The 21869-nt window shown below is 70.0% G+C and carries 16 protein-coding genes; 8 read left to right on the top strand and 8 right to left on the bottom strand.

Annotation, left to right across the window (positions count from 1 at the left end):
• Positions 1-152 precede the first annotated feature (152 nt).
• Positions 153-1565 carry an aspartate aminotransferase family protein gene (locus tag ACH4U7_RS49465; protein WP_398534326.1) on the top strand — a complete coding sequence of 471 codons (1413 nt, stop codon included), beginning with the start codon at positions 153-155 and terminating at the stop codon, positions 1563-1565.
• Positions 1565-2557, top strand: a complete 993-nt coding sequence (locus ACH4U7_RS49460) for a 3-hydroxyacyl-CoA dehydrogenase NAD-binding domain-containing protein (RefSeq protein WP_398534325.1) — start codon at positions 1565-1567, stop codon at positions 2555-2557. The genes ACH4U7_RS49465 and ACH4U7_RS49460 overlap by 1 nt, the downstream gene beginning before the upstream one ends.
• Positions 2558-2586: 29 nt before the next feature.
• Here ACH4U7_RS49460 and ACH4U7_RS49455 read toward each other — a convergent pair whose 3' ends face one another.
• The 7 genes from ACH4U7_RS49455 to ACH4U7_RS49425 form a co-directional block, all read right to left on the bottom strand.
• A complete protein-coding gene (locus ACH4U7_RS49455) occupies positions 2587-3576 on the bottom strand; it encodes a dihydrodipicolinate reductase (protein ID WP_398534324.1) in 990 nt (329 codons plus the stop codon).
• Between the two features lie 166 nt (positions 3577-3742).
• On the bottom strand, positions 3743-5755 hold the full coding sequence (locus ACH4U7_RS49450; protein ID WP_398534323.1) for an FAD-dependent oxidoreductase: 2013 nt from the start codon (positions 5753-5755) through the stop codon (positions 3743-3745).
• Between the two features lie 53 nt (positions 5756-5808).
• Complete coding sequence (locus tag ACH4U7_RS49445) at positions 5809-7320, bottom strand: aminobutyraldehyde dehydrogenase (protein ID WP_398534322.1); 1512 nt, start codon at positions 7318-7320, stop codon at positions 5809-5811.
• Between the two features lie 2 nt (positions 7321-7322).
• A complete protein-coding gene (locus tag ACH4U7_RS49440; RefSeq protein ID WP_398534321.1) occupies positions 7323-8399 on the bottom strand; it encodes an ornithine cyclodeaminase family protein in 1077 nt (358 codons plus the stop codon).
• 3 nt (positions 8400-8402) lie between these two features.
• On the bottom strand, positions 8403-9302 hold the full coding sequence (gene dapA / locus ACH4U7_RS49435) for a 4-hydroxy-tetrahydrodipicolinate synthase (RefSeq protein ID WP_398534320.1): 900 nt from the start codon (positions 9300-9302) through the stop codon (positions 8403-8405).
• A gap of 130 nt (positions 9303-9432) precedes the next feature.
• On the bottom strand, positions 9433-10821 hold the full coding sequence (locus ACH4U7_RS49430; RefSeq protein ID WP_398534319.1) for an NAD(P)/FAD-dependent oxidoreductase: 1389 nt from the start codon (positions 10819-10821) through the stop codon (positions 9433-9435).
• Between the two features lie 57 nt (positions 10822-10878).
• Positions 10879-12219: an MFS transporter gene (locus ACH4U7_RS49425; RefSeq protein ID WP_398534318.1), complete on the bottom strand. Its 1341-nt coding sequence runs from the start codon at positions 12217-12219 to the stop codon at positions 10879-10881.
• A 365-nt stretch (positions 12220-12584) separates the two neighbouring features.
• On the opposite strand from ACH4U7_RS49425, the gene ACH4U7_RS49420 reads away from it, so the two are divergent.
• Positions 12585-14438 carry a helix-turn-helix domain-containing protein gene (locus ACH4U7_RS49420; protein ID WP_398534317.1) on the top strand — a complete coding sequence of 618 codons (1854 nt, stop codon included), beginning with the start codon at positions 12585-12587 and terminating at the stop codon, positions 14436-14438.
• Positions 14439-14526: 88 nt separating this feature from the next.
• On the opposite strand, the gene ACH4U7_RS49415 is transcribed toward ACH4U7_RS49420, so the two are convergent.
• Complete coding sequence (locus tag ACH4U7_RS49415; protein ID WP_398534316.1) at positions 14527-15192, bottom strand: GntR family transcriptional regulator; 666 nt, start codon at positions 15190-15192, stop codon at positions 14527-14529.
• Between the two features lie 107 nt (positions 15193-15299).
• Between ACH4U7_RS49415 and glyA the strand changes: the two genes are divergently transcribed.
• From glyA to ACH4U7_RS49390, 5 genes are read left to right on the top strand one after another with little or no spacing between them, the layout of a single operon-like run.
• Positions 15300-16613, top strand: coding sequence for a serine hydroxymethyltransferase (gene glyA / locus ACH4U7_RS49410; RefSeq protein ID WP_398534315.1), 1314 nt, complete (start codon positions 15300-15302; stop codon positions 16611-16613).
• Between the two features lie 55 nt (positions 16614-16668).
• Positions 16669-17889, top strand: a complete 1221-nt coding sequence (locus tag ACH4U7_RS49405) for a sarcosine oxidase subunit beta family protein (protein ID WP_398534314.1) — start codon at positions 16669-16671, stop codon at positions 17887-17889.
• Positions 17890-17944: 55 nt separating this feature from the next.
• Positions 17945-18241 (top strand): sarcosine oxidase subunit delta, encoded by a 297-nt coding sequence (locus tag ACH4U7_RS49400; RefSeq protein WP_398534313.1) that lies wholly within the window; start codon positions 17945-17947, stop codon positions 18239-18241.
• Positions 18238-21162, top strand: coding sequence for a sarcosine oxidase subunit alpha family protein (locus ACH4U7_RS49395; protein ID WP_398534312.1), 2925 nt, complete (start codon positions 18238-18240; stop codon positions 21160-21162). Before ACH4U7_RS49400 ends, ACH4U7_RS49395 begins: the two co-directional genes overlap by 4 nt.
• The gene (locus ACH4U7_RS49390) at positions 21155-21784 is read left to right on the top strand and encodes a sarcosine oxidase subunit gamma (RefSeq protein ID WP_398534311.1); all 630 of its coding nucleotides are present in this window, start codon (positions 21155-21157) and stop codon (positions 21782-21784) included. Before ACH4U7_RS49395 ends, ACH4U7_RS49390 begins: the two co-directional genes overlap by 8 nt.
• The last annotated feature ends 85 nt before the right edge of the window (positions 21785-21869 follow it).

Below are 21869 nucleotides of genomic sequence, written 5' to 3'. Positions count from 1 at the left end.
CTGGGCACCCGGTGCGACGCGTGAGTAGAGGTTCGCCCGGGGTCTTGACCACATCGACCAGCGCGACCCGCACCTGAGCAACCAACCGACGATTGATCGTCCGAAGTGGCCTCCTCGGCGCCCGGGCGCTGTTGCTCCGTGAAAGGTGGATCGTGAGGAATACTCTGACCGCCCAAGCAGAAGAGCGCGATCTCGCACAGCTGGACAGACTCATCGCGGCCCACGAGAAGCTGCTCACCGACCGGATGCGGTGCTCGCTCGAGCTACGAGAAGCCGCCCGCGCCACCCTGGCCGGGGGCGTCGCCTCGGCCTGGCAGGATTCCCAGCCCGGGGCGATCTGGATCGAGCATGGCGAGGGCGGGCGTGTCCGGGACGCCGACGGGACCGAGTACGTCGATATGCACGGCGGTTTCGGAGCCGGCCTGGCCGGGCACGCCCATCCGGCCGTCGTCGAGGCGGTCGAGCGGCGGGTGCACCTTGGCACCCACTTCGGCCACCCCACCGAGGACCTGATCCCCGTCTCCCGGCTCTTACGGGACCGTTTCAGGCTGCCGTTATGGCGGTTCAGCAACTCCGGGACCGAGGCCACCATGGACGCCGTGCATCTGATGCGGGTGGCCACCGGCCGCAAGAGGATCATCAAGGTCGAGGGGGCTTACCACGGGCACCATGACTCGGTCCAGGTGTCGACGTTTCCCACCCCGGAGGGGATGGACATCGGCCCGGACCACCGGCCGCGGTCGGTGCCACACGGACCGGCGATTCCTGGGGAGTTCGTCGGTCTGACGGTGGCCGTGCCGTTCGGCGATATCGACGCGGTGCGCACCGTGCTGGAGGAGAGCCCGGACTCTGTCGCCGGGATGATCATCGAGCCGGTCATGTTGAACATCGGCGTCGTCGTACCGCCGGCGAGCTACCTCGCCGAGCTGGCGGATCTGCTGCACGCGCATGGCGCGTATCTGGCGTATGACGAGGTGAAAACGGGTCTGGCGGTGGCGCCCGGCGGGGCCACCGAGCTGTTCGGTGTCACTCCCGACATCGTATGCCTGGCCAAGGCGCTCGGTGGCGGGCTGCCATGTGGTGCCATCGGCGGCACCGCCGAGTTGATGGAGCTGATCGCCGACAACACCTATCAGCAGGTCGGCACATTCAACGGCAACCCCCTGACCATGGCGGTGGCCCGCGCGATGTTGACCGAGGTCCTCACCCCGGAGGCGTACAGCCGTCTGGAGGCCCTGCGCGTGGCCATCGTGACCGGCGTCGAGGAGCTGATGGCGCGGTACGGCATCCCCGGCCACGTCGCCTCGGTCGGGGCCAAGGGCTCGGTCATCTTCGCCGACCGACTGCGTGACTACCGAGATTTCCTCCGCTCCCCCGCCCCGTGGCGGCGGGCTCATTGGCTCTACCAGGTGGGCGGCGGGATCCTGTTGCCGTCGTGGGGCAAGTCCGAGCAGTTCACGCTGTCGGTTCAGCACACCATGGAGGACGCGCGGTTGTACGTGGCCAACTTTGAGCGGCTGTGCCGGGATGTGCGCCCGGCGCGGCGTACCGAGGTGGCCTCGTGATGGCGTTTGAGGAGCGGAGGGATCCGGAGTCGGTCCGCACCGTCGCGGTCGTCGGAACCGGCCTCATCGGAGGCGGCTGGGCCGCGCACTTTCTGCGGATGGGCTACGACGTCATCGCCTACGACACCGGACCGGGGGCGCAGGACAGGCTGAACGCGCTGGTCGACCGCGCCTGGCCCACCCTGAGGCGGCTCGGCCTCGCCGACGGCGCACGGCGCGACCGGCTCGGCTTCTCCGACTCCCTCACCGAGGCGGTGTCCGCGGCCGACTTCGTCCAGGAGTGCGTCCCCGAGCGGCTGGATGTGAAGATCGGTGTCCTGGCCGATATCGACGCTGCGGCGCCCGACGGCGTCGTCGTCGCGTCGAGCACGTCGGGTTACACCATGACCGACATGCAGAGCGCATGCCGCACCCCCGGGCGTTTCGTCGTCGGCCACCCGTTCAACCCGCCCTACCTCATACCGCTGGTGGAGGTGGTCGGCGGCCGTGCCACCGACCCGGCCGCTGTCACCTGGGCCGACCGTTTTTACCGCCATGCGGGGAAGACTCCCCTGGTGTTGGACCGGGAGCTGCCCGGCTTCATCGCCAACCGGCTCCAAGAGGCCCAGTGGCGCGAGGCGCTTCACATGGTCGCCGCCCGTGAGGCGACCGTCGGCCAGATCGACACCGCGATAGCCCACGGACCCGGGCTGCGCTGGGCGCTGTTGGGGCCGGCCCTGACGTTCCATCTGGCGGGCGGCCACGGCGGCATGGCCCATATGCTCGACCAATTCGGCCCGTCGCTGCACGACCCCTTGACCAGACTCGACCCACCCGAGTTCACCGACGAGCTGCGCGAGCGGGTAGTCGCCGGATGCGAGGCGGCGGCCGGCGGCCGGTCCGTCGCCGAGCTGGAGGAGGAGCGGGACGCCTTCCTGGTCGACCTGCTGCTGCTTCTGGAACGGCACTTCGGGCGATGGGGCCGCCGTCCGGCTCCTCCTCACCGCGATTGAGCCTCGCGATGCGTCGTTCCCCCGGCGCTCTACCGCGGGGACGCGCTTCCCAAGGTGGCGTGATAGCGGAGTTGTGGCAGCCGGTCGACGGTCACGATTCCCGGTTCCGCCCTGATGACATCCGGGATCCTGTTGACGAGCGTGGTGCAGGTGGTGTCCGGGGTGATCACACGGTCATTACGGAGGTGCAGCGCCGGCCGCCCCGAGGTGCGCCACTCGTTGAAGTCCGACTCGCCGGCGTCGTACACCTTGCCCGTCGAGCTGATGATCAGGTCGATGTCTTCCTCGGTGTGCAGGGTGTCGGTGTCGGTGTAGCCCAGCACCCTGCCCGCGGCGATGTCCTCGCCCAGCGCCTGGCAGGGGGTGGTCTTCGTGGCGATGACGGGCGTGGTCCGTGTCTCGGGTTGCCTTGGTGTCAGCCCGATGGCGGCTGCCAGGGCATAGAGCGAGGTACGGCCGAACGTGGGTTTCCGGGTTGCGTTGGCGAGCCGGCTGTTGAATTCCCCCACCGTCTGGCCGACCTGCTGCTGTTTCGCCACGGCTGGTCCGAAGTCGTCAACATTCCAGGAGAGTTCGCCTTCGACCGTGTGCAGTGTCTGGGCCGAACCCACCAGTAGGGAGACGAGATTGACCCAGTAGGCGTCCTGGTGTCCGGTACCTGTGACGGTGACCCCATGCCGCCTGGCGAGTTCGTCGAGCTGTGCTGCGCGTGGCCCGGCGGTCGGAAAGGGGTACAGCATCTCTTCCGCCAGCGTGATCACATTGGCCCCCGCCCGGACGACGGTCGCGTAGATGTCGCACATGACCTGGTCGAGGTATGTACTGACGGCGACGGCCACGATGTCCGGTTCCGTCTCTTCAAGCGTCTTCTTGGCGTCGCTGCGGACAGGGACCCCGAGCGGGGCAAGGCCCGCGAGCGTGCCTAAATCCTCGCCCACCTTCTCGGAGCCGGGCCGGGTGATCGCGGCGACGATCCGCACCCCGCGCTCGCGGAGCAGCCTGGTGATGTGCAGACCCATGGCCCTGGGCCGTAGATGGCAACCTTGATGGCGCTGTCGCTGTCGCTGTCGTTCATGCTCACCTCCGGTTTTGTCGACCTCGACGGCCGCCCGGCGGAGGACGGCCGCCGGCGAGCATGATGACAGCGTCGGGCAGGACCTGGATACGGTGTACGCGGGCGACTGCTCAGATCGTTCGGCAGAGGCGGGCCGCATCCAGCATCGCGGCATGGACATTTCTGCTGGCCACCGCGTCCCCTATGCGGAACAGCTGGAACGCACCGCTCTCATTGCGCACCACCGACTGAGGCTTACGAGCCAGCAGTTCGGCCAGGTCAACAGCCCCGAGGTTGGTCGAGGCAGCAAGCAGCTCGTCATAGAGCTCATGGACCGGATCGGTGCCCATCTCCGCCACGACGGCATCGAACGTACGACGCTCACGGAACCCGAAGCCGTCCACGCCGAGCTCCACCTCCAACCCCTCCGCGGTCTTGGCGACCCCGTGCAGCCGCCGAAGCACCGTGACGGTGACTCCGCTCTCCGCCAGTGAGTTGACGTATCCGGATGCCGTGAGCGAGCCGACATCGGGTGAGAGTGTTCGCTCAGGCGTGACGATCTCGACGGTGGCGCCTCCTCGGACCAGGGCCTCCACCGCGTCGAGTGCCTGGTTGCCGCCGTGGTCGTCGTAGACCATCACCCGCCCCCGCGGCCGTTTCACCCCGGCGAGTACGTCCCAGGTGTCGCTGACCAGACCGGCCCCGGGAATGCGGGGTGCCGCGGGAGTGCCTCCGGTCGCAATGATCACGACGTCCCATGGCTGCTCGAGAAGGGTCCGGCCGGTGACGTAGGTGTTCAACGAGATCGGAACGCCCAAGCGGGCGAGCTCGTCGTTTCTCCAGTCGATGATGCCACGGAGATCGCGACGGCGCGGGGCCAGCGAGGCCAGCAGCAGCTGCCCGCCCACCTTGTCGCCGGCCTCGAAGAGATACACGTCGTGGCCGCGCTCCGCGAGAACACGGGAGGCTTCCAGGCCGGCAGGTCCGGCCCCGACCACCGCCACGCGCTTTACCGTGCTCGCGGGGTCGATGCGCTGGGGTACCTCGAGCTCGCGGCCGGTGGACGGGTTGTGCATGCAGAACGCCGCGCCTGAGCTGTAGATGCCGTCGATGCACATATTGGCCCCGACGCACGGACGGATCCGGTCCGTACGACCGTCGCGGACCTTGTTGGGCAGTTCGGGGTCGGCCATCAGCGCCCTGGTCATGCCGACCAGATCGAGCAGGCCCTCCGCGATGGCGTACCGGGCGGTGGCGACATCGCTGATCCGGGTGGCGTGCATGACCGGGACGGAGAGCTTCTGCCTGATCCGCCCGGCGAACTCCAGGTGCGGAGAGGCCGGCGTGGACATCGGCGGAATGGTGCGGGCCAGGTCGGCGTCGGTGCCGATCGAGCCCTTGATGAGGCTGATGAAGTCGATGCCGGCCGCGGTGATGTCCTCGGCGATGCGCAGGGCCTCGGGCGTCTCCAGGCCGCCTTCGCGCTCCTCGTCGAAGGTCATGCGCGCGCCGATGATGAAGTCCGGCCCGACCGCTTCGCGTACGGCGCGGATGACCTGCAGCGGGTAGCGCATCCGGTTCTCGTAGGAGCCGCCGTACTCGTCGTCGCGGTGGTTCCAGAACGGCGTCCAGAACGAGTCCAGGAAGTGGCCCCAGGCCATGAGCTCGATACCGTCGAGGCCCGCGGACTGACAGCGCTGTGCGGCGGCCACGAAATCCCGCAGCACCCGGTCGAGGTCCCACTGCTCGGCCGCCTTGGTGAACGCACGGTGCGCGGGCTCGCGTACGTTGCTCGCCGAGATCGCCGGCAGCCAGTTGTCCGTGTAGTTGCTGGTGCGGTGACCGAGGTGGGTGAGCTGGGTCAGCACCGCCGCGCCCTGCTCGTGGACCTCGTCGGCGAGGCGGCGCAGCCAGGGCTCCGCCTCGTCCTTCCAGAGCTGGAGATTGCCGAAGGCCGGTGCGCTGTCCCGGCTGGCCAGAGCGCTGCCACCGATCATGGTCAGCCCGACCCCACCACGGGCCTTCTCCACGTGATAGGCGCGGTAGCGGTCCTTGGGCAGACCGTCCTCGCTGTAGGCCGGCTCGTGGGACGTGCTGACGATGCGGTTGCGCAGCGTCAGATTCTTCAGGACGAACGGACTCATCAAGGGGTCATTGACAGTCACACCGGACCTCCGGGACTTACGGGCCTACGGGATCAGCGTCGGTGGTTGTGCATGACGTGTTTGGTACGCGCATAGTCGTCCAGCGCGTAGATCGACAGGTCCCGGCCGTAGCCGGATCCCTTGAAGCCGCCCCAGGGGACTTCGCTGGCCAGCACCAGATGTGAGTTGACCCAGACGGTGCCGAAGTCGAGGCGCGCGGCGATGTCGTGGCTACGGCGGGCGTTCTCGGTCCACACCGATGCCGACAGGCCGAGCGGGACGTCGTTGGCTCGCCGTACCGCTTCGTCCTCGTCGGTGAAGGTCTCGACCGTGATCACAGGGCCGAAGATCTCCTCGTGGGCGGCTTCGGCTCCTTCGGGGACGTCGGCCAGTACGGTCGGGGCGACGAAATAGCCGGGCCCGTCGAGGGCCCCGCCTCCCGTCGCCACCCGGACGCCGTCCTTCTTCGCGCGCTCCAGGTACCCCGTGACACGGTCGAAGTGCGCCTTCGAGACCATCGGGCCGACCTCGACGTCCTCGCCGGCCAGCGGCTCACCGACGACCAACTCACGGACCTCGCTGACGAGTTGCTCGACGAACTCCGCGGCAACCGATTCGTGGACGAGGACGCGGCAGGCGGCCCCGCACTCCTGGCCCGAGTTCCAGAAGCCGGCGACGCGCAGGGACGATGCGGCTGCCGCGAGGTCGGCGTCAGGGAAGATCACCACCGGTGCCTTGCCGCCGAGTTCGAGGTGCACCCGCTTGAGGCTGTCGGCGGCGGCCCGGGCGACGGCCCGACCGCTGGCGACCGAGCCGGTCAGGGCGATCATGTTCACGTCCGGGTGCTCGGCGAGCCGGGCGCCGACGACCGCGCCGTACCCGTTCACCACGTTCAGCACGCCGGGCGGCAGAAGATCCGCGACGAGTTCGGCAAACTTCAGGGTGGTCAGCGGCGTCTGCTCGGACGGTTTGATGACCAGGGTGTTGCCTGCGGCGAGGATGGGCGCGATCTTCCAGGCCGCCATGAGCAGGGGGTAGTTCCATGGGGTGACCACACCGATCACGCCGAGCGGTTCCCGCAGGATGACCGACAGGTGATTCTCGGCGTAGTCACCGGCGGCCATGGAGGTGGTCGCGCGCAGCGCACCGGCCATGAAGCGGAAGGTGTCGACGGCCTGGCCGACGTCGTCCGTCGACACCGCGAGCGGCTTACCGGTGTTCGCCGACTCCAGCTTGCTCAGGAGCCCGGCGTTCGCGGCCAGCCGGTCCGCGATGGCGTGCAGCAGCTCGGAGCGCTCCTTGGGCAGCAGCCGGGCCCACTGGCCCTTGGCCGCCACCGCGGCGGCGACCGCCCGGTCGATGTCCTCGGCGGTGCCCTCGGGGATCCGGGCGATGACGCTCTCCGTACACGGGTCGACCACGTCGATGACGCGGTCGGCCGATCCCTCGACGAACGTCCCGTCGACGAAATGCCGGGCCGGAGGGAGGTCGGCTGCGGCGATCAGAGCTGATGCGTCGGCTGCGCGTCGAATGGTGACCGTCGTGAGGCCGGCGGCAGTGGTCATGATCAGTGACTCCTTGAGTGAGGTCGCGGGAGAATGCCGGATGAGGGCGGGCCGAGGCGGGGCGTGCACGGGACTTCCACGTCCGGCGACATCGCAGGCGTGGCCGGCCAATCGACGCTCCGGCCGACTCCGCGTGCCTCGGCCTGCCGGTAGACGCTCCAGGCCGCTGCCGCGTCCTGGACGCCCAGGCCGGCGCTCATATACGTCACCGTGTCGTCGTCGCCGACGCGACCGGCCACGTCTCCGATGAGGACACGGCCGAGTTCGACGACCCCCAGCTCCGCTGCGCCGGACTGCGCCGCGGCGCTGACGATCGGACCGCAGTTCTGCCGCGCCGTCTGTTCATGGTCGACAACGACGTGGCGGCTCGCCCGGAGGATGTCGGGCCCGATCTCACAGCGGTGCCGTTCGAAGGACCCGACCGTGACGACGGTGACACCGGAGGAAAGCTCGGCCGCGGAGAACAGTGGCTCGGTCGCCAAGGTGGCGCAGACGACGACGTCCGCGCCCGCGATCGCGTCGTCCAGGGACTCCACCGGTTCGACGTCGAACCCCTGCTCACGCAGAAGGCCGACGGAAGCGTGGGCCGTGGAGGGGCGCGGCGACCACATTCCCGTCCAGGCGTAGGCCCTGTTCCGCTGTAGTGCCGCGATGTGCGCCCGCCCCTGAGCGCCGGCCCCCAGGACGAGGAGACGGGCGGCATCCTTCCTCGCCAGCGCCCCGACCGCGACCGCGCTCGCGGCGGCCGTACGCAACGTCGTGAGCGCCGTACCGTCCATGAAGGTCAGGGGGACACCGGTGTGGGGGTCGAGCACGGCGACCACGGCGTTGATGGTCGGCCGACTCGTCCCCGCATTTCCGGGGTTGACGCTCCCGAACTTGCAGACAGGGCCGGTCGTGCGGTCGAGGCGAGCGGCGTAGCAGAAGACGGTGTCGGGATCATCAGGGTGGCCGCCCAGGATCTTCTCGGGCTGCCACGCCTCGCCCCGCGCGAGAGCGACGAACGCCGCCCGCTGCGAGGCGATCGCGGTGTCGAGGTCGAACACGGCACGGACGTCGTGTTCATCGAGGAATCGCATGGCTCAGCGCGCGGCCGACAGCTGCGGCAGTTCCTCGACCAGGGTGGAGATCCTGGCGGCCTGGGCGGCGTCGAGTGCGAGGAGCGGTTCGCGGGGCGCTCCGGCGGGGAACCCGGTGGCGTTCAGGGCGGCCTTGACCGCCGGGATGAACGGAGCGGACATGATCGCGTCCATCAGCGGATAGATCTGCGCCCATTCGGCTCGCGCGCGGTCGAGGTCGCCGTCGCGCAACGCGCGGTGGATCGAGACGAGTTCGGCCGGCATGACGTTCGCGGTGCCGGCCATGACGCCGGCGGCGCCCTCGGAGACCGCCTGAAGCAGCAGGCTGTCCCAGCCGACGAAGGTGGAGATGACGTCGCCGTAGTTGTGGATCAGCTGTCCGGCCTGGGCCATGTCGGCGCTGGTGTCCTTGATGTACTGGATGTTCTCGACCTCACGGGCGAGCTGTCCTACGGTCTCCGGCGAGAGGTTGACACCGGTGGCCCCCGGCAGGTTGTAGAGCATGATCGGCACGTCCACGGCGTCGGCGACGGTGCGCAGGTAGTGGAGCGTCTCGTCGAGGGTGAGCGGCTCGTAGTACGGGGCGACCACCATCAGCACCGAGGCACCGGCCGCCTGCGCGTGGCGGGACAGCTCGACCGCTTCCCTGGTGCTCAGCGCGCCGGTCTGCGCGACGACCGGCACGCGTCCGGCGGCCTGGTCGACAACGGTCTCGACGACCTGGCGCCGCTCCGCCGCGCTCATCGCCGCGAACTCACCGGTGGAGCCACAGGCGACGACGCCGTCGACCCCGCCGTCGATGCTGCGGTCGACCAGGCGGCGCAGTGTCTTCTCATCGAGCTGTCCGTCCGCCGCGAAGGGGGAGGCGAGTGCGGTCAGGACGCCGCTCAGCTGTGCCGACATTCTGAAGTCTCCTCAGGTGAAGCTGCGGGGCATCGGCCGGCGGAGGCGGATGCGGGGTTCATCGGTTTGCCGTGCCCAAAGCTGTTGGAGCTCCGGACGTGGTGGGGGGACTTACGACGCGGTGGCGGACTTACGACGCGGTGTGCGCCGGGGACCGGTCACGCGCGGCGGACTGCCGCTCCGTGGCCAGCAGGCTCCGTGCCTCCTGCGCCGCGGACAGACCGGACGAGATCGCGGTCTCGGTGTAGAGGGTGCCGAGGTAGTCACCGGCCAGGAACACCCGGCCGCTGCGGCGGGTCAGCGTCTGCTGGAGCTTGCCGCGGCCGGGGAAGCAGTAGGGCGCGCCGGTGGGCCACCGCTGGACCTCGGCCTCGACGACCTTGTCGGCGAAGCCGGGCAGCACCTGGTCCAGGTCGTCGAGGTAGATACGGCGGATCTTGTCGTCGTCGTGCTCCAGCAACTCGCGCGCCAGGCTGCCCGGCGAGAAGGTCATGATGCTGCTGCCGGGCCGGCGTTCCGCCGCGTAACCGTGCACGACGTTGGACATGTTGAGCGCGACGTTGAAGGACCGCTTCGGCGTGGCGATGCCGTAGGCGTCGTCCCAGACCTGGCGTCCGGTCTCGTTGCTGAGGAACGCCGCGCTCACATAGGGGCCGTAGACGATCTTCGACAGGGCTTCGCGGAGGTCGCGGTCGAGATCGACGGCGATCCGGTGGCTGACGGTCGCGGGGGTGGCCAGGACGACGTAGCGCGCCTCGGCCTCTTTCTCGACGCCGTCCTGCCGGTAGCGGACCACGACCGAGTTGTTCTTCTGGACGATCTCGTCGACGGGCGAGTTGAGCCGCACCCGGTCCGACAGGGCCGCCGCGATGCTCTCGGTGAGGGTGGACGGGCCGCCGAGGATGCTCTGCGAGAGCCCGGCCCCGATGTTCCACACCAGGCTGAAGTAGCCGACGCCGGCGCCCGCGGAGAGCTGGTCGATGTCGGCGGCGGAACGGGTCACCGTGGGCTTGAACAGCGCCTCGGCGTCCTCGGGCAGGTCGCCGATGAAGTCCTTGAAGGAGCGGTCGTTCATGAAGCCGTAGATCCGCTGCTGTCGCTGGGCCTCGGTCTCGCCCCGCCGCAGCCTCACGATCCGGGCGTAACGAGCCACCTGCAGCGCGACCTTGGCACCCGCCTTGACCATGCCGACCCGCGACTCCATCGACATCGGGATGCGGAACGGGTAGCTCTCCACCCGGCCCTTGAGCAGCAGCTTGCCGTTCATCGACAGCCCCGCCAGCGAGCCGGGCACCGGTACCGAGTCGACGCCGGTGCTGTTCAGCAGCCACGAGGTCGCCGAGTTCCCACCGGCGTAGACGTGCCCGCCCCAGTTGAGCCAGTACGGTCCGCGTCGCTCCGAACGGATGCGCCCGCCGACCCGTCCCCCGGATTCGAGCAGAAGCGTGTCCCAGTGCCGCAGTCGCCAGCCGGCGGCCAGTCCCGCGATCCCGCCTCCGACAATCACTACGTCTTTCACGGATAGCCTCCTGCGAATTCATGGGGGACGGGCGGGGGCCCGTCGTGACAGCGACGGTCAGACCGCGGCGGGGCGGCCGGCGGGTTCCGTCTTGGGTGACAGTGCGGCGGCCTCGTGCAGGGCCATGCCGCGGGTCTCGGGCGCCCACAGGACGGAGACGACGGCGCCGACGACGTTGATGGCGGCGGCCGCGAGCATGGTGCCGCCGATGCCCCAGTCGGTCAGGGCCATGGGCACGAGGTAGGTGCCGACGGCGGCGCCGATGCGGCTGGCGGAGGAGGCCAGGCCGACCGCGGAGCCGCGTACCTCGGTCGGGAACAGCTCGTTCGGGTAGACCCACTGCAGGATCTGGGTGCCGCCGATGATGACCGCGTACGCGGCGAAGAGGACCATGATCACGGCTGCGGGGGCGTCGGGGAAGATACCGAGCAGCAGCAGGGCCAGACCCGACCAGACGAAGCTGTGGATGACCAGGGGGCGCCGGCCCATACGGTTCACTCCGAGCAACGCGATCACACAGCCGATGAGGAACATGACGGTGATCAGGGCCGACCCGACGTTGGCCAGCGAACCCTCGAGCTTGAGGGCGCCGAGGATCTTCGGGCCGAAGGCGTAGATGGCGAACAGCGGCACGATGGAACAGGTCCAGAAGACGGAGATGTAGAGCATCCGTCCGCCGTAACCGGACCGAATGATCGCTTTGAGGTCGACGTTCTCGCGCTCTTCCTCCTCCGGCAGGTCGCCGATCGTCGCCTCCGGACCGTAGACCTGCTTGAGGACCTTCTCGGCCTCCTCGATACGCCCCTTGTTCGCCAGCCAGCGCGGGGACTCGGGCGTGCCCAGTCGCAGTAGCACGATGATCGTGGCGGGCAGCGCGGCACTGGCAAGCATCCAGCGCCAGCCGTCGTCACCGACGTTCAGCAGCGCCTCGCCGACGACGTACGCCACCGCGGCGCCCACGAACCACATGACGACCAACCCGCCCAGCAGCGGCCCCCGGTAGCGGCGGGGCGTGAACTCGGCCAGCAGCGAGGTGGCGATGGGGTAGTCCGCGCCGACCGCCATGCCGATCAGCAGACGCAGGACGAACAGCCACACCGGATCGGTGGCCCAGAACTGTGCGACAGAGCAGCCGATGATGGCGACAAGGTCGATGGTGTAGAGGACCTGCCTGCCGAACTTGTCAGTGAGGTAACCGCCCACGAAGGCACCGAGGAAGATCCCGATCAGCGCGGACGCGCCGATCAGGCCCTCGGCGGAGGACGACAGATGCAGCTGCGGCGTGATCTGCACCATGGCCACGCCGATGATGCTCAGGACATAGCCGTCGAGGAACGGACCTCCGGAGGAGTACAGGGCGAGCTTCTTGTGGAAGCGCGACAGGGGCGCGTCATCCACTCTGTTTCCAGCGTTTACGGTCATCACGGCCTCCGGGAGCGGTTCCCGGACGTACCCAGGGCGAGGGTATGTCCGTTCCAGGGTCGGGGTTGATGTCTTGTCGTCGGTGCCGGAAACCCGGTCGGCGTCTTGGTGTCGCGGGCCGGGCCAGGAACACTGTGGTTCCGGTGTCGCGAGTGCTGCCCGGAGAGCGTTGTCGGCTCGGGCTCGCGGGGAAGCGAACTCACGGTTTCTTGGGGACGCCGGCGGCGTGGCCACCGGATGGCAACGAAGTATGTGAAGGCCTCGGCCCGCCAACAATGCCCCCGGTGCCGCGCCGACCGCCGGGGTACGTCTGAACCAAAAGTTCGGCTACGGTTGCCGGCATGGTCGGACGCCCCCGCGACACCGTGGTCCTCAGCGAGGACGAACGGACCGCACTGCTGCAGTGGTCTCGCAGTCGCACCTGTTCACAGGCGCGCGCCCTGCGTGCGCGGATCGTGCTGGCGTGCGCGGAGCAGCCCACCAACAGCGACGTGGCCAGGCGCCTTGGGGTCTCCCGCGACATGGTCGGCAAGTGGCGTGCCCGCTTCCTCGCCGAACGGCTGGCCGGCCTGGACGAGCAGCCCCGCCCCGGGCGGCCTCCCACTGCCGACGACGACACCGTCGCGCACGTCCTCGTCCGTACCCTGACACCGCCCTCGCCCGATGCCAGGCAGACCTGGTCGACTCGTTCCATGGCGGCTGAGACCGGTCTGAGCCAGAGCACGGTGAGCCGGATCTGGCGGACCTACGGCATCCAGCGGGGAGAACGCGTCTCAGCCGGGCCACGCCGGGCGTACTCCCTGCCGGACCGTGCCGAAGAGGTGGTGGGCCTGTTCATCGCCCCACCGGTGTGCGTACTGGCGGTGACGGCCCGGGCGGGACGAGCCGGGGCCGCCCGCACTTCTGCGGCGACCGTCACGAGCCGGCTGTTCGGCAAGGACCGGGAACCGCTCCATGTGCTGGCCGTGGCCTGCGCCTTCGCGGACCTGCGGGGCAGGCAGCACAGCGAGAACACGTCCGGGACGGACCACTCCACGATGGACGCGTTTCTGGAGCGGATGAGGTCGGCCGCGGGGGCCGGTACGAGCGTGCACCTGCTGGCGTACGGCATACCCGCACAGGCATGCGGGACCCTGGACGGGTCGGACCCGGCCGCGGCTGTGCGCCTGCGTTGGCACCGCGCGCCCAGCCGTGAGGCGTGGACCGGCGAGGCCCGTCGTCTGCTCGCCGCCGATGGCCAAGTCCCTCCTGAAGCCGCACCCGACCTTCCCCGCCTCCGAGACGCGCTGCTGACCTGGTCGAGCACATGGACCCCCTCCGCGGCCCCCTTCACCCGAATCGCGGCTCCCCGCCCGTCGTACGACAGCCCGGCCATCTGCGGGCCTGACAGTGACTCGAACGTCGAGGATGTGCACGCCCTCGACCACCGCGCCCTGTCCAGGGCGGCACGGCTCACATCGCCCGAGGTGTCGCCCGGCGCCCCCATCACCACCAACCCCGTCGTCGGCACGCTGCGCGAAACCCTCCTCACCGGCGACTACCGGCCAGGTGACCGCGTCCTGGAAGCCCCGCTCGCGCTCCGCCTCGGCCTCTCGCGCCGGGGTGTACGCGCGGGCCTGCACGCGCTGGCCAAGGAGGGCATGCTCGACCTGCTCCCCGGCGGCGCGACCGCGATCCCCACCATCACGGCGAAGGACGTGCTCGACCTCTACGCCCTGCGGGCCAGCCTCGGAGCGCTGCTCATACGCCGTATCGCCATGCTCGGCCGCGACAACCTCGCCCCGGCCTCAGCGGCCCTGGCGGAGGTCCGCGCCGCCGCCCGGGACAACGACCACGCCCGCATACGTGAAGTAGACCTGCGGTTCCAGGACGCCCTCGCCCGTATCGCGGACCTCCCGCAGGCCGCCGGTACCTTCGAACGCCTCACGGCCCGTCTGCGCATGTTCGTCAACGTCCTGGACATGGACTACAGCCAGGCCTGCGACACCATCGCCGACGAGGACACCGTCGTCCACGACGCGCTGCGCGACGCCGACGGGAACGAGGCGGCGCGCCTGTGGCGGGTGAAGATCGAACGCTGCGTCCGCTACATGATCGCCCAGCTCCCCGAGGACGATGTCGCCCCGCATCTGTGGACCACCTTGGCGGGCAGGCCCCGTCTGCGCCCGGGAGATCCGCGGGGCGCCACACACTGACGCGGGGCAATCGTCGGCTTCATCGGCTCCATCGCCAACTCGCCGGTTCGGAGGCGAGTTGCCGGCCTCAGCGCATCACGGCGCCCTGTCAGATGGCGCCGCGAATGGCCCGCTCGAAGCCCTCGACATGGCTGCGGGCTAGCTGTGCCGCCTGGTCGGGGTCACCGGTGACGATCGCGTCGATCAACGGTCCGTGTTCTGCGACGTGGCCGGCCATGTCGGACAGGCGGTCGATGAACAGGCACCAGATGCGGGTGGCCAGGTTGTCGTGGCGGACGAGGGTGTCCTCCAGATACGGGTTGTGCGTGGCGGCGTAGACGGCGCGGTGGACCGAGAGATCCAGGTGCATGAGCTCGGCGGCGTCCTGCCGACGCGGATCCACGCTCTCCAGCTCCCGCCGTACGGCCGTCAGGGCCGCGCGGTCCGTGGCCGTGGCGCGCCGCGCGGCTTGGGAGGCGGCCAGGGGTTCGAGTTCCTGACGCACCTCGGAGATATGGGCCAGGTCGGTGATGTTGACGTCGGTGGCGAAGGTGCCGCGTCGGGGGTAGGTGGCGATCAGGCGCTCGTACTGGAGCCGCTTGAGCGCTTCGCGCACCGGCGTGCGTCCGACGCCGAGGGACTGGGCCAGCTGGTCCTCGTTGATCGGTGCGCCCGGGCGGATCTCGAGCATGACGAGCCGGTCGCGGATGGCGCGGTAGGCGCGCTCGGCGAGGGACAGTTCCTCGCCCCTGGGCTCGGTCGCCACGTTCTTCATGATGCCCCCTTGACCTGCTCCGGCGAGCTCCCATACCTTACCGCAGAGGCTGATATATCAGTTGCCTATCAGTTGTCCGGTAGTTTGGCTCTCAGGATGGTGCACAGATGGCAACGAACCCGTCGACCACCAAGGTCACCTCCTCCCTCTCCCTCCCGCTCACCGAGCTCGATCCGGATGTCGCCACGGCGGTGGACGCCGAGCTGCGCCGTCAGCAGTCGACCCTGGAGATGATCGCCTCGGAGAACTTCGCCCCGGCCGCCGTCATGGAGGCCCAGGGGTCGGTACTGACGAACAAATACGCCGAGGGCTACCCCGGCCGCCGCTACTACGGTGGCTGCGAACACGTCGACGTCGTCGAGCGGTTGGCCATCGCCCGGGTGAAGGAACTGTTCGGCGCCGAAGCGGCGAACGTACAGCCGCACTCGGGCGCCCAGGCGAACGCGGCCGCGATGTTCGCGCTGCTCGAGCCCGGCGACACGATCCTCGGCCTCGACCTGGCACACGGTGGGCACCTGACCCACGGCATGCGCATCAACTACTCCGGCCGGCTGTACAAGGTCGTTCCGTACCACGTGCGCGAGTCCGATCTGCGCATCGACATGGACGAGGTCGAACAGCTCGCTCTCGCCCACCGGCCCAAGCTGATCGTCGCCGGCTGGTCGGCCTACCCCCGCCGACTGGACTTCGCCGCGTTCCGACGGATCGCCGACGAGGTGGGCGCGTATCTGATGGTGGACATGGCCCACTTCGCCGGGCTGGTGGCCGCGGGCCTCCACCCGAGCCCGGTGCCGTACGCCGATGTTGTCACGACCACCACGCACAAGACCCTCGGCGGTCCGCGCGGCGGTGTGATCCTCAGCCGTGCCGAGCTGGCCAAGAAGATCAACTCCGCGGTCTTCCCGGGTCAGCAGGGCGGCCCGTTGGAGCATGTCATCGCGGCGAAAGCGGTGGCCTTCAAGGTGGCGGCGAGTGAGGAGTTCAGGGAGCGCCAGCAGCGCACCCTGGACGGCGCCCGCATCCTCGCCGGACGGCTGCTGGCCGACGATGTGGCCGAGGCCGGGATCACGGTGCTCACCGGCGGCACCGAGGTCCACCTGGTCCTCGTCGACCTGCGCAACTCCACGCTCGACGGGCAGCAGGCCGAGGACCGGCTGCACCGCATCGGCATCACCGTCAACCGCAACGCGGTCCCGTTCGACCCCCGCCCGCCGATGATCTCCTCCGGGCTGCGGATCGGCACCCCGGCCCTGGCCACCCGGGGCTTCGGCGAGACGGAGTTCCGGGAGGTCGCCGACATCATCGCCCAGGCCCTCAAGGAGGAGCAGCTGAGCGACGAGCGCGCGGGCCTGCTGCGTGACCGGGTCGACAAGCTCGCCGGCGCGTTCCCGCTCTATCGCCATCTGGACATCCCCGCCTGAACATCCCCAGCTGAACATCTCCAGCTGAACATCCCGATCTGAACGGAGATGCGGCATGCCCACCGAGCCGCTGCCCGAGCATCCGGACTTCCTCTGGCGCAACCCCGAGCCGCGCTCCTCGTACGACGTCGTCATCGTCGGCGCCGGAGGCCACGGTCTGGCCACCGCCTACTACCTCGCCAAGAACCACGGCATCACCAATGCCGCCGTCCTCGAGAAGGGCTGGCTGGCCGGCGGCAACATGGCCCGCAACACCACGATCATCCGCTCGAACTACCTGTGGGACGAGAGCGCGGCGATCTACGAACACGCGCTCAAGCTGTGGGAACGGCTCCCGGATGAGCTGGACTACGACTTCCTGTTCAGCCAGCGCGGCGTCCTCAACCTCGCACATACCCTGCAGGACGTCCGCGAGGGCGTGCGCCGTGTCAACGCCAACCGCCTCAACGGTGTCGACGCCCAGTGGCTGGAGCCGGACGAGGTCGCCGAGGTCTGCCCCATCCTCAACGTCTCGCCCCGCACCCGGTATCCGGTCCTCGGCGGCACCTTCCAGCCGCGGGCCGGTATCGCCAAGCACGACCACGTCGCCTGGGCGCTGGCCCGCCGGGCCGACGAGATGGGCGTGGATCTGATCCAGGGGTGCGAGGTCACCGGCTTCCTCAAGGACGGCGACCGGGTCGTGGGCGTCGAGACCAGCCGCGGTCGCATCCTCGCCGGCCGGGTCGGCCTCGCCGCCGCCGGACACAGCAGCGTGCTGGCCCAGCAGGCCGGCTTCCGGTTGCCGGTCCAGTCCCATCCGCTCCAAGCGCTGGTCTCCGAGCTGCACGAGCCGGTGCACCCCACCGTGGTGATGTCCAACCATGTGCACGTCTACGTCTCCCAGGCGCACAAGGGCGAACTGGTGATGGGCGCGGGCGTCGACGCCTACAACGGCTACGGGCAGCGCGGCTCCTTCCATGTGATCGAGCAGCAGATGGCCGCCGCCGTCGAGCTGTTCCCCGTCTTCGCCCGCGCCCATGTGCTGCGGACCTGGGGCGGCATCGTCGACGTCACGCCGGACGCCTCCCCCATCATCGGCACCACCCCCATCGACAACCTCTACGTCAACTGCGGCTGGGGCACCGGGGGTTTCAAGGCCACGCCGGCCGCCGGCTGGACCTTCGCGCACACCATCGCCACGGGCGAACCGCATCCGCTGAACGCCCCCTTCGCCCTCGAACGTTTCACGACGGGCGCGCTGATCGACGAACACGGCGCCGCGGCCGTGGCCCACTGAGGCCCGCCCAGGGCCCGCCGAGCGCCTGCCGAGCTCCTGCTGAGAGAAGGACACCGTGCTGCTGATCACCTGCCCATGGTGCGGTCCCCGTGACGAGACCGAGTACCACTACGGGGGACAGGCCCATCTCCCCTACCCCCAAGCCCCCGCGGACCTCGACGACCAGCAGTGGGCCGAGTACGTCTTCTACCGCGACAACACCAAGGGCCCCTTCGCCGAGCGGTGGATGCACAGCACCGGCTGCCGCCGCTGGTTCAACGTCCTGCGCGACACCGTCACCAACGACGTGCTCGCCGTCTACCGGCTCGACGAGCCACGCCCCGAACTGCCCCAGGCCGGAGGGAACCGATGACCGACCAGCACTTCCGGCTCCGGCACGGGGGCCGTATCGACCGCGGCACCGTGCTGCGCTTCACCGTCGACGGCCGGGAACTGACCGGACACCCCGGAGACACCGTCGCCTCGGCGATGCTGGCGAACGGGCTCGTCGAGGTCGCTCCGTCGATCTACCGCGGCCGCCCGCGCGGCATCGTCTCCGCGGGCGTCGAGGAGCCCAACGCCCTGCTGCAGATCGACGGCCCGCACTCGGAGGGCATGCTGCCGGCGACGACGGCAGAACTGTACGACGGCCTGTCCGCCACGACGCTGTCCGGAATGGGCCGGCTCGACCCGACCCCCGACCCCGCCGGCTACGACAAGAAGTACGTCCACACCGACGTCCTGGTCATCGGCGCCGGACCGGCCGGGCTCGCGGCCGCCGCCGCTGCGGCCGGTTCCGGCGCCCGTGTGATCCTCGTCGACGACCAGCCCGAACCCGGCGGTGCGCTGCTCTCCGGGCGCTCCGAGACCGTCGGCGCGCAGACCGCCCTCGAGTGGGTCGCCGAAGTGCGCGCGGCACTCGACGCCGCACCCGAGGTCGTCGTGGTGCGGCGCACCACGGCGTTCGGCAGTTACGACGACAACTATGTGCTGGCCCTGCAGCGGCGCACCGACCACCTCGGAGCCGACGCCCCCGCTCCGGCGGGTGCGTCGGCGGGTGTCTCGCGCCAGCGGCTGTGGCACATCCGGGCCCGCCAGGTGGTCCTGGCGACCGGCGCCCACGAGCGTCCGCTGGTCTTCGCCGGCAACGACCGCCCCGGGGTGATGCTCGCCGCGGCCGTGCGCTCGTACCTCAACCGATACGCCGTGGCCCCGGGCTCGCGGGCCGTGGTGAGCACGACCAACGACAGCGCCTATGACGCGGTCGCCGATCTCCACGCCGCCGGGATCGACATCGCCGCCGTCGTGGACGCGCGCTCCGAGCTGTCCCACCGGGCCGCCGAGGTCGCCGTGGCAACCGGGGTACGGGTGCTGAGGGGCAGCGCGGTGGTCGACACCACGGGCGACGGCCGGCTCACCGGCGTCACCGTCCAAGCCCTCGACGAGGGCGGGCAACTCACCGGTGACCCGGAGTCGTTCGACTGCGACCTGCTCGCCGTCTCGGGCGGCTGGAGCCCGGTAGTGCATCTGCACAGCCAGCGCCAGGGCCGGCTGCGCTGGGACGAGGACCTGGCCGCCTTCGTCCCCGACGGCACCGTACGGGACCAGCAGGTCGTCGGTGCGGCCCGCGGGACGTACAGCCTCGACGGCTGTCTGGCCGAAGGGGCCCGGGCCGGCGCGCGCGCGGCCACGGACGCCGGGTTCCCGGTTCCCGTGCCCGCACCGCCGTACGACGACGCGCGGCCCGGGGCCGGAGCGGGCCCGGTGCGCGCACTGTGGCTGGTGCCCGCTCCCGGCGGCCGGGACAGCGACCCCAGTACCTGGGACACCCACTTCGTCGACCTGCAGCGCGACGTCACCGTCGCCGACGTCCGGCGGTCCACCGGAGCCGGTATGCGCAGTGTCGAACACGTCAAGCGCTACACCTCGCTCGGTACGGCGAACGACCAGGGCAAGACCTCCGGCGTCAACGCGATCGGTGTGATCGCCGAGGCCCTTGGCACAGGCGCCTCACCCGGAGAGGTCGGCACCACGGCCTACCGGGCTCCGTACACCCCGGTGGCCTTCGCCGCCCTGGCCGGACGTGAGCGAGGCGACCTGTTCGATCCGGAGCGCACGACCTCCGTCCACAGCTGGCATCTCGCGCACGGGGCGGTGTTCGAGGACGTCGGGCAGTGGAAGCGCCCCTGGTACTACCCCCGGCCCGGTGAGGACATGGACGAGGCAGTGGCCCGCGAGTGCCGGGCGGCCCGTGAGGGCGTGGCCTTCATGGACGCCTCCACCCTCGGCAAGATCGAGATCTGGGGCGCGGACGCGGGTGAATTCCTCAACCGCATCTACACCAACGCCTTCAAGAAGCTGGCGCCCGGCCTCGCCCGCTACGGCGTGATGTGCAAGCCCGACGGGATGATCTTCGACGACGGTGTGACGCTGCGCCTCGAGGACAAGCGCTACTTCATGACCACCACGACCGGCGGCGCCGCCGCGGTCCTGGACTGGCTGGAGGAGTGGCTGCAGACCGAGTGGCCCGAACTCGACGTCCGCTGCACCTCGGTGACCGAACAGTGGGCGACCATCGCCGTGGTCGGCCCCCAGTCGCGCCAGGTCGTCGCCCGGCTCGCCCCCGACGTCGACCTGTCCGCCGAGGCATTCCCCTTCATGGCCTTCCGCGAGACCACCCTGGCCTCCGGTGTCCCGGCCCGTATCTGCCGGATCTCCTTCTCCGGCGAACTCGCCTACGAGATCAACGTCTCCGCGTGGTACGGCCTGGCCGTCTGGGAGCAGGTGTACGAGGCCGGGCAGCCGTACGGCATCACCCCGTACGGCACCGAGACCATGCATGTCCTACGGGCCGAGAAGGGCTACATCATCGTCGGCCAGGACACCGACGGCACCGTCACCCCGCAGGACGCGGGCATGTCCTGGGTGGTCTCGAAGCAGAAGGACTTCGTCGGAAAGCGGTCCTACTCCCGCGCCGACACCTCCCGTACCGACCGCAAACAGCTCGTCGGCCTGCTGCCGAGCGATGGCAGGACCCGACTGCCGGAGGGCACGCAGCTCGTGGCGCCGGACGTGCCCATCACCCCCGAGGCCGGGCCGGTGCCGATGCTCGGCCATGTCACGTCCAGCTACCACAGCCCGGCCCTCGGCCGCCCCTTCGCCCTCGCCCTCGTCGCCGACGGGCGGGCGAGGATCGGCGAGACCCTGCTCGCCCCGGTGGGCCAGGACCTGGTGCCCGTCCTGGTGGCCGACCCCGTCCTCTACGACCCCGAAGGGACCAAGCGAGATGGCTGACCTGACGACCGGCGCAGGCGCCGGGACCGCGGCACTGCGCCGGAGCCCCCTGGCACATCTGGAGGAGCGGATGCGCGCCGCCGCCGTCAGCGGCAGCCGTGGCGTCACGCTGACCGAGTGGCCGTTCATCACGATGGTGAACCTGCGCGTCGCCCCCGCCTCCGAGGCGGCCGACCGCGTCGAGAAGGCCCTGGGTGCGCCGCTCCCACGGCAGTGCGGGCAGACCTCCGTGTCCGGCCCCCATACGGTCGTCTGGCTCGGCCCCGACGAATGGCTCGTCCTGTCCCAGACCGAAAGCACCGCCGTGGCCGCCGAGTTGCGGGACGCCCTCGCGGGGGCCCCGGGCTCGGTCGTTGACGTCTCGGCGAACCGCACCACGCTGGAGCTGAGCGGCCCGGCCGCCCGGCAGGTGCTGGACAAGGGCTGCCCGCTGGACCTGCACCCCCGCGTCTTCGGGCCCGGCCAGGCGGTGTCGACCACCGTGGGACCCGTCGCGGTGCTGCTCTGGCAGGTCGACGACGCGCCGACGTACCGGCTCTTCCCGCGGTCGTCGTTCGCGGACTACCTGGCGCGCTGGCTCATCGACGCGATGAGCGAGTACCGCGGCCCGGAGGTGCCCTGAGGCGGGTCGTGTGTTCACTCATGGAGCGAGTGCGCCCGGTGCCCGGCCGGGCGCGTGCCTCCCACCCGCAGCAGGGAGAGCAGGC

The sequence above is a fragment of the Streptomyces sp. NPDC020845 genome (genome assembly GCF_044334165.1).
Taxonomy (GTDB): Bacteria; Actinomycetota; Actinomycetes; order Streptomycetales; family Streptomycetaceae; genus Streptomyces.
This window is presented reverse-complemented; position numbering and strand designations above follow the sequence as displayed.

Coding starts and splice junctions, on each gene's coding strand:
- ACH4U7_RS49460 (WP_398534325.1), top strand. CDS start 1,565: ATGGCGTTTGAGGAGCGGAGGGATCCGGAGTCGGTCCGCACCGTCGCG.
- ACH4U7_RS49455 (WP_398534324.1), bottom strand. CDS start 3,576: ATGGGTCTGCACATCACCAGGCTGCTCCGCGAGCGCGGGGTGCGGATC.
- ACH4U7_RS49450 (WP_398534323.1), bottom strand. CDS start 5,755: ATGAGTCCGTTCGTCCTGAAGAATCTGACGCTGCGCAACCGCATCGTC.
- ACH4U7_RS49445 (WP_398534322.1), bottom strand. CDS start 7,320: ATGACCACTGCCGCCGGCCTCACGACGGTCACCATTCGACGCGCAGCC.
- ACH4U7_RS49440 (WP_398534321.1), bottom strand. CDS start 8,399: ATGCGATTCCTCGATGAACACGACGTCCGTGCCGTGTTCGACCTCGAC.
- dapA (WP_398534320.1), bottom strand. CDS start 9,302: ATGTCGGCACAGCTGAGCGGCGTCCTGACCGCACTCGCCTCCCCCTTC.
- ACH4U7_RS49420 (WP_398534317.1), top strand. CDS start 12,585: ATGGTCGGACGCCCCCGCGACACCGTGGTCCTCAGCGAGGACGAACGG.
- ACH4U7_RS49415 (WP_398534316.1), bottom strand. CDS start 15,192: ATGAAGAACGTGGCGACCGAGCCCAGGGGCGAGGAACTGTCCCTCGCC.
- glyA (WP_398534315.1), top strand. CDS start 15,300: ATGGCAACGAACCCGTCGACCACCAAGGTCACCTCCTCCCTCTCCCTC.
- ACH4U7_RS49405 (WP_398534314.1), top strand. CDS start 16,669: ATGCCCACCGAGCCGCTGCCCGAGCATCCGGACTTCCTCTGGCGCAAC.
- ACH4U7_RS49395 (WP_398534312.1), top strand. CDS start 18,238: ATGACCGACCAGCACTTCCGGCTCCGGCACGGGGGCCGTATCGACCGC.
- ACH4U7_RS49390 (WP_398534311.1), top strand. CDS start 21,155: ATGGCTGACCTGACGACCGGCGCAGGCGCCGGGACCGCGGCACTGCGC.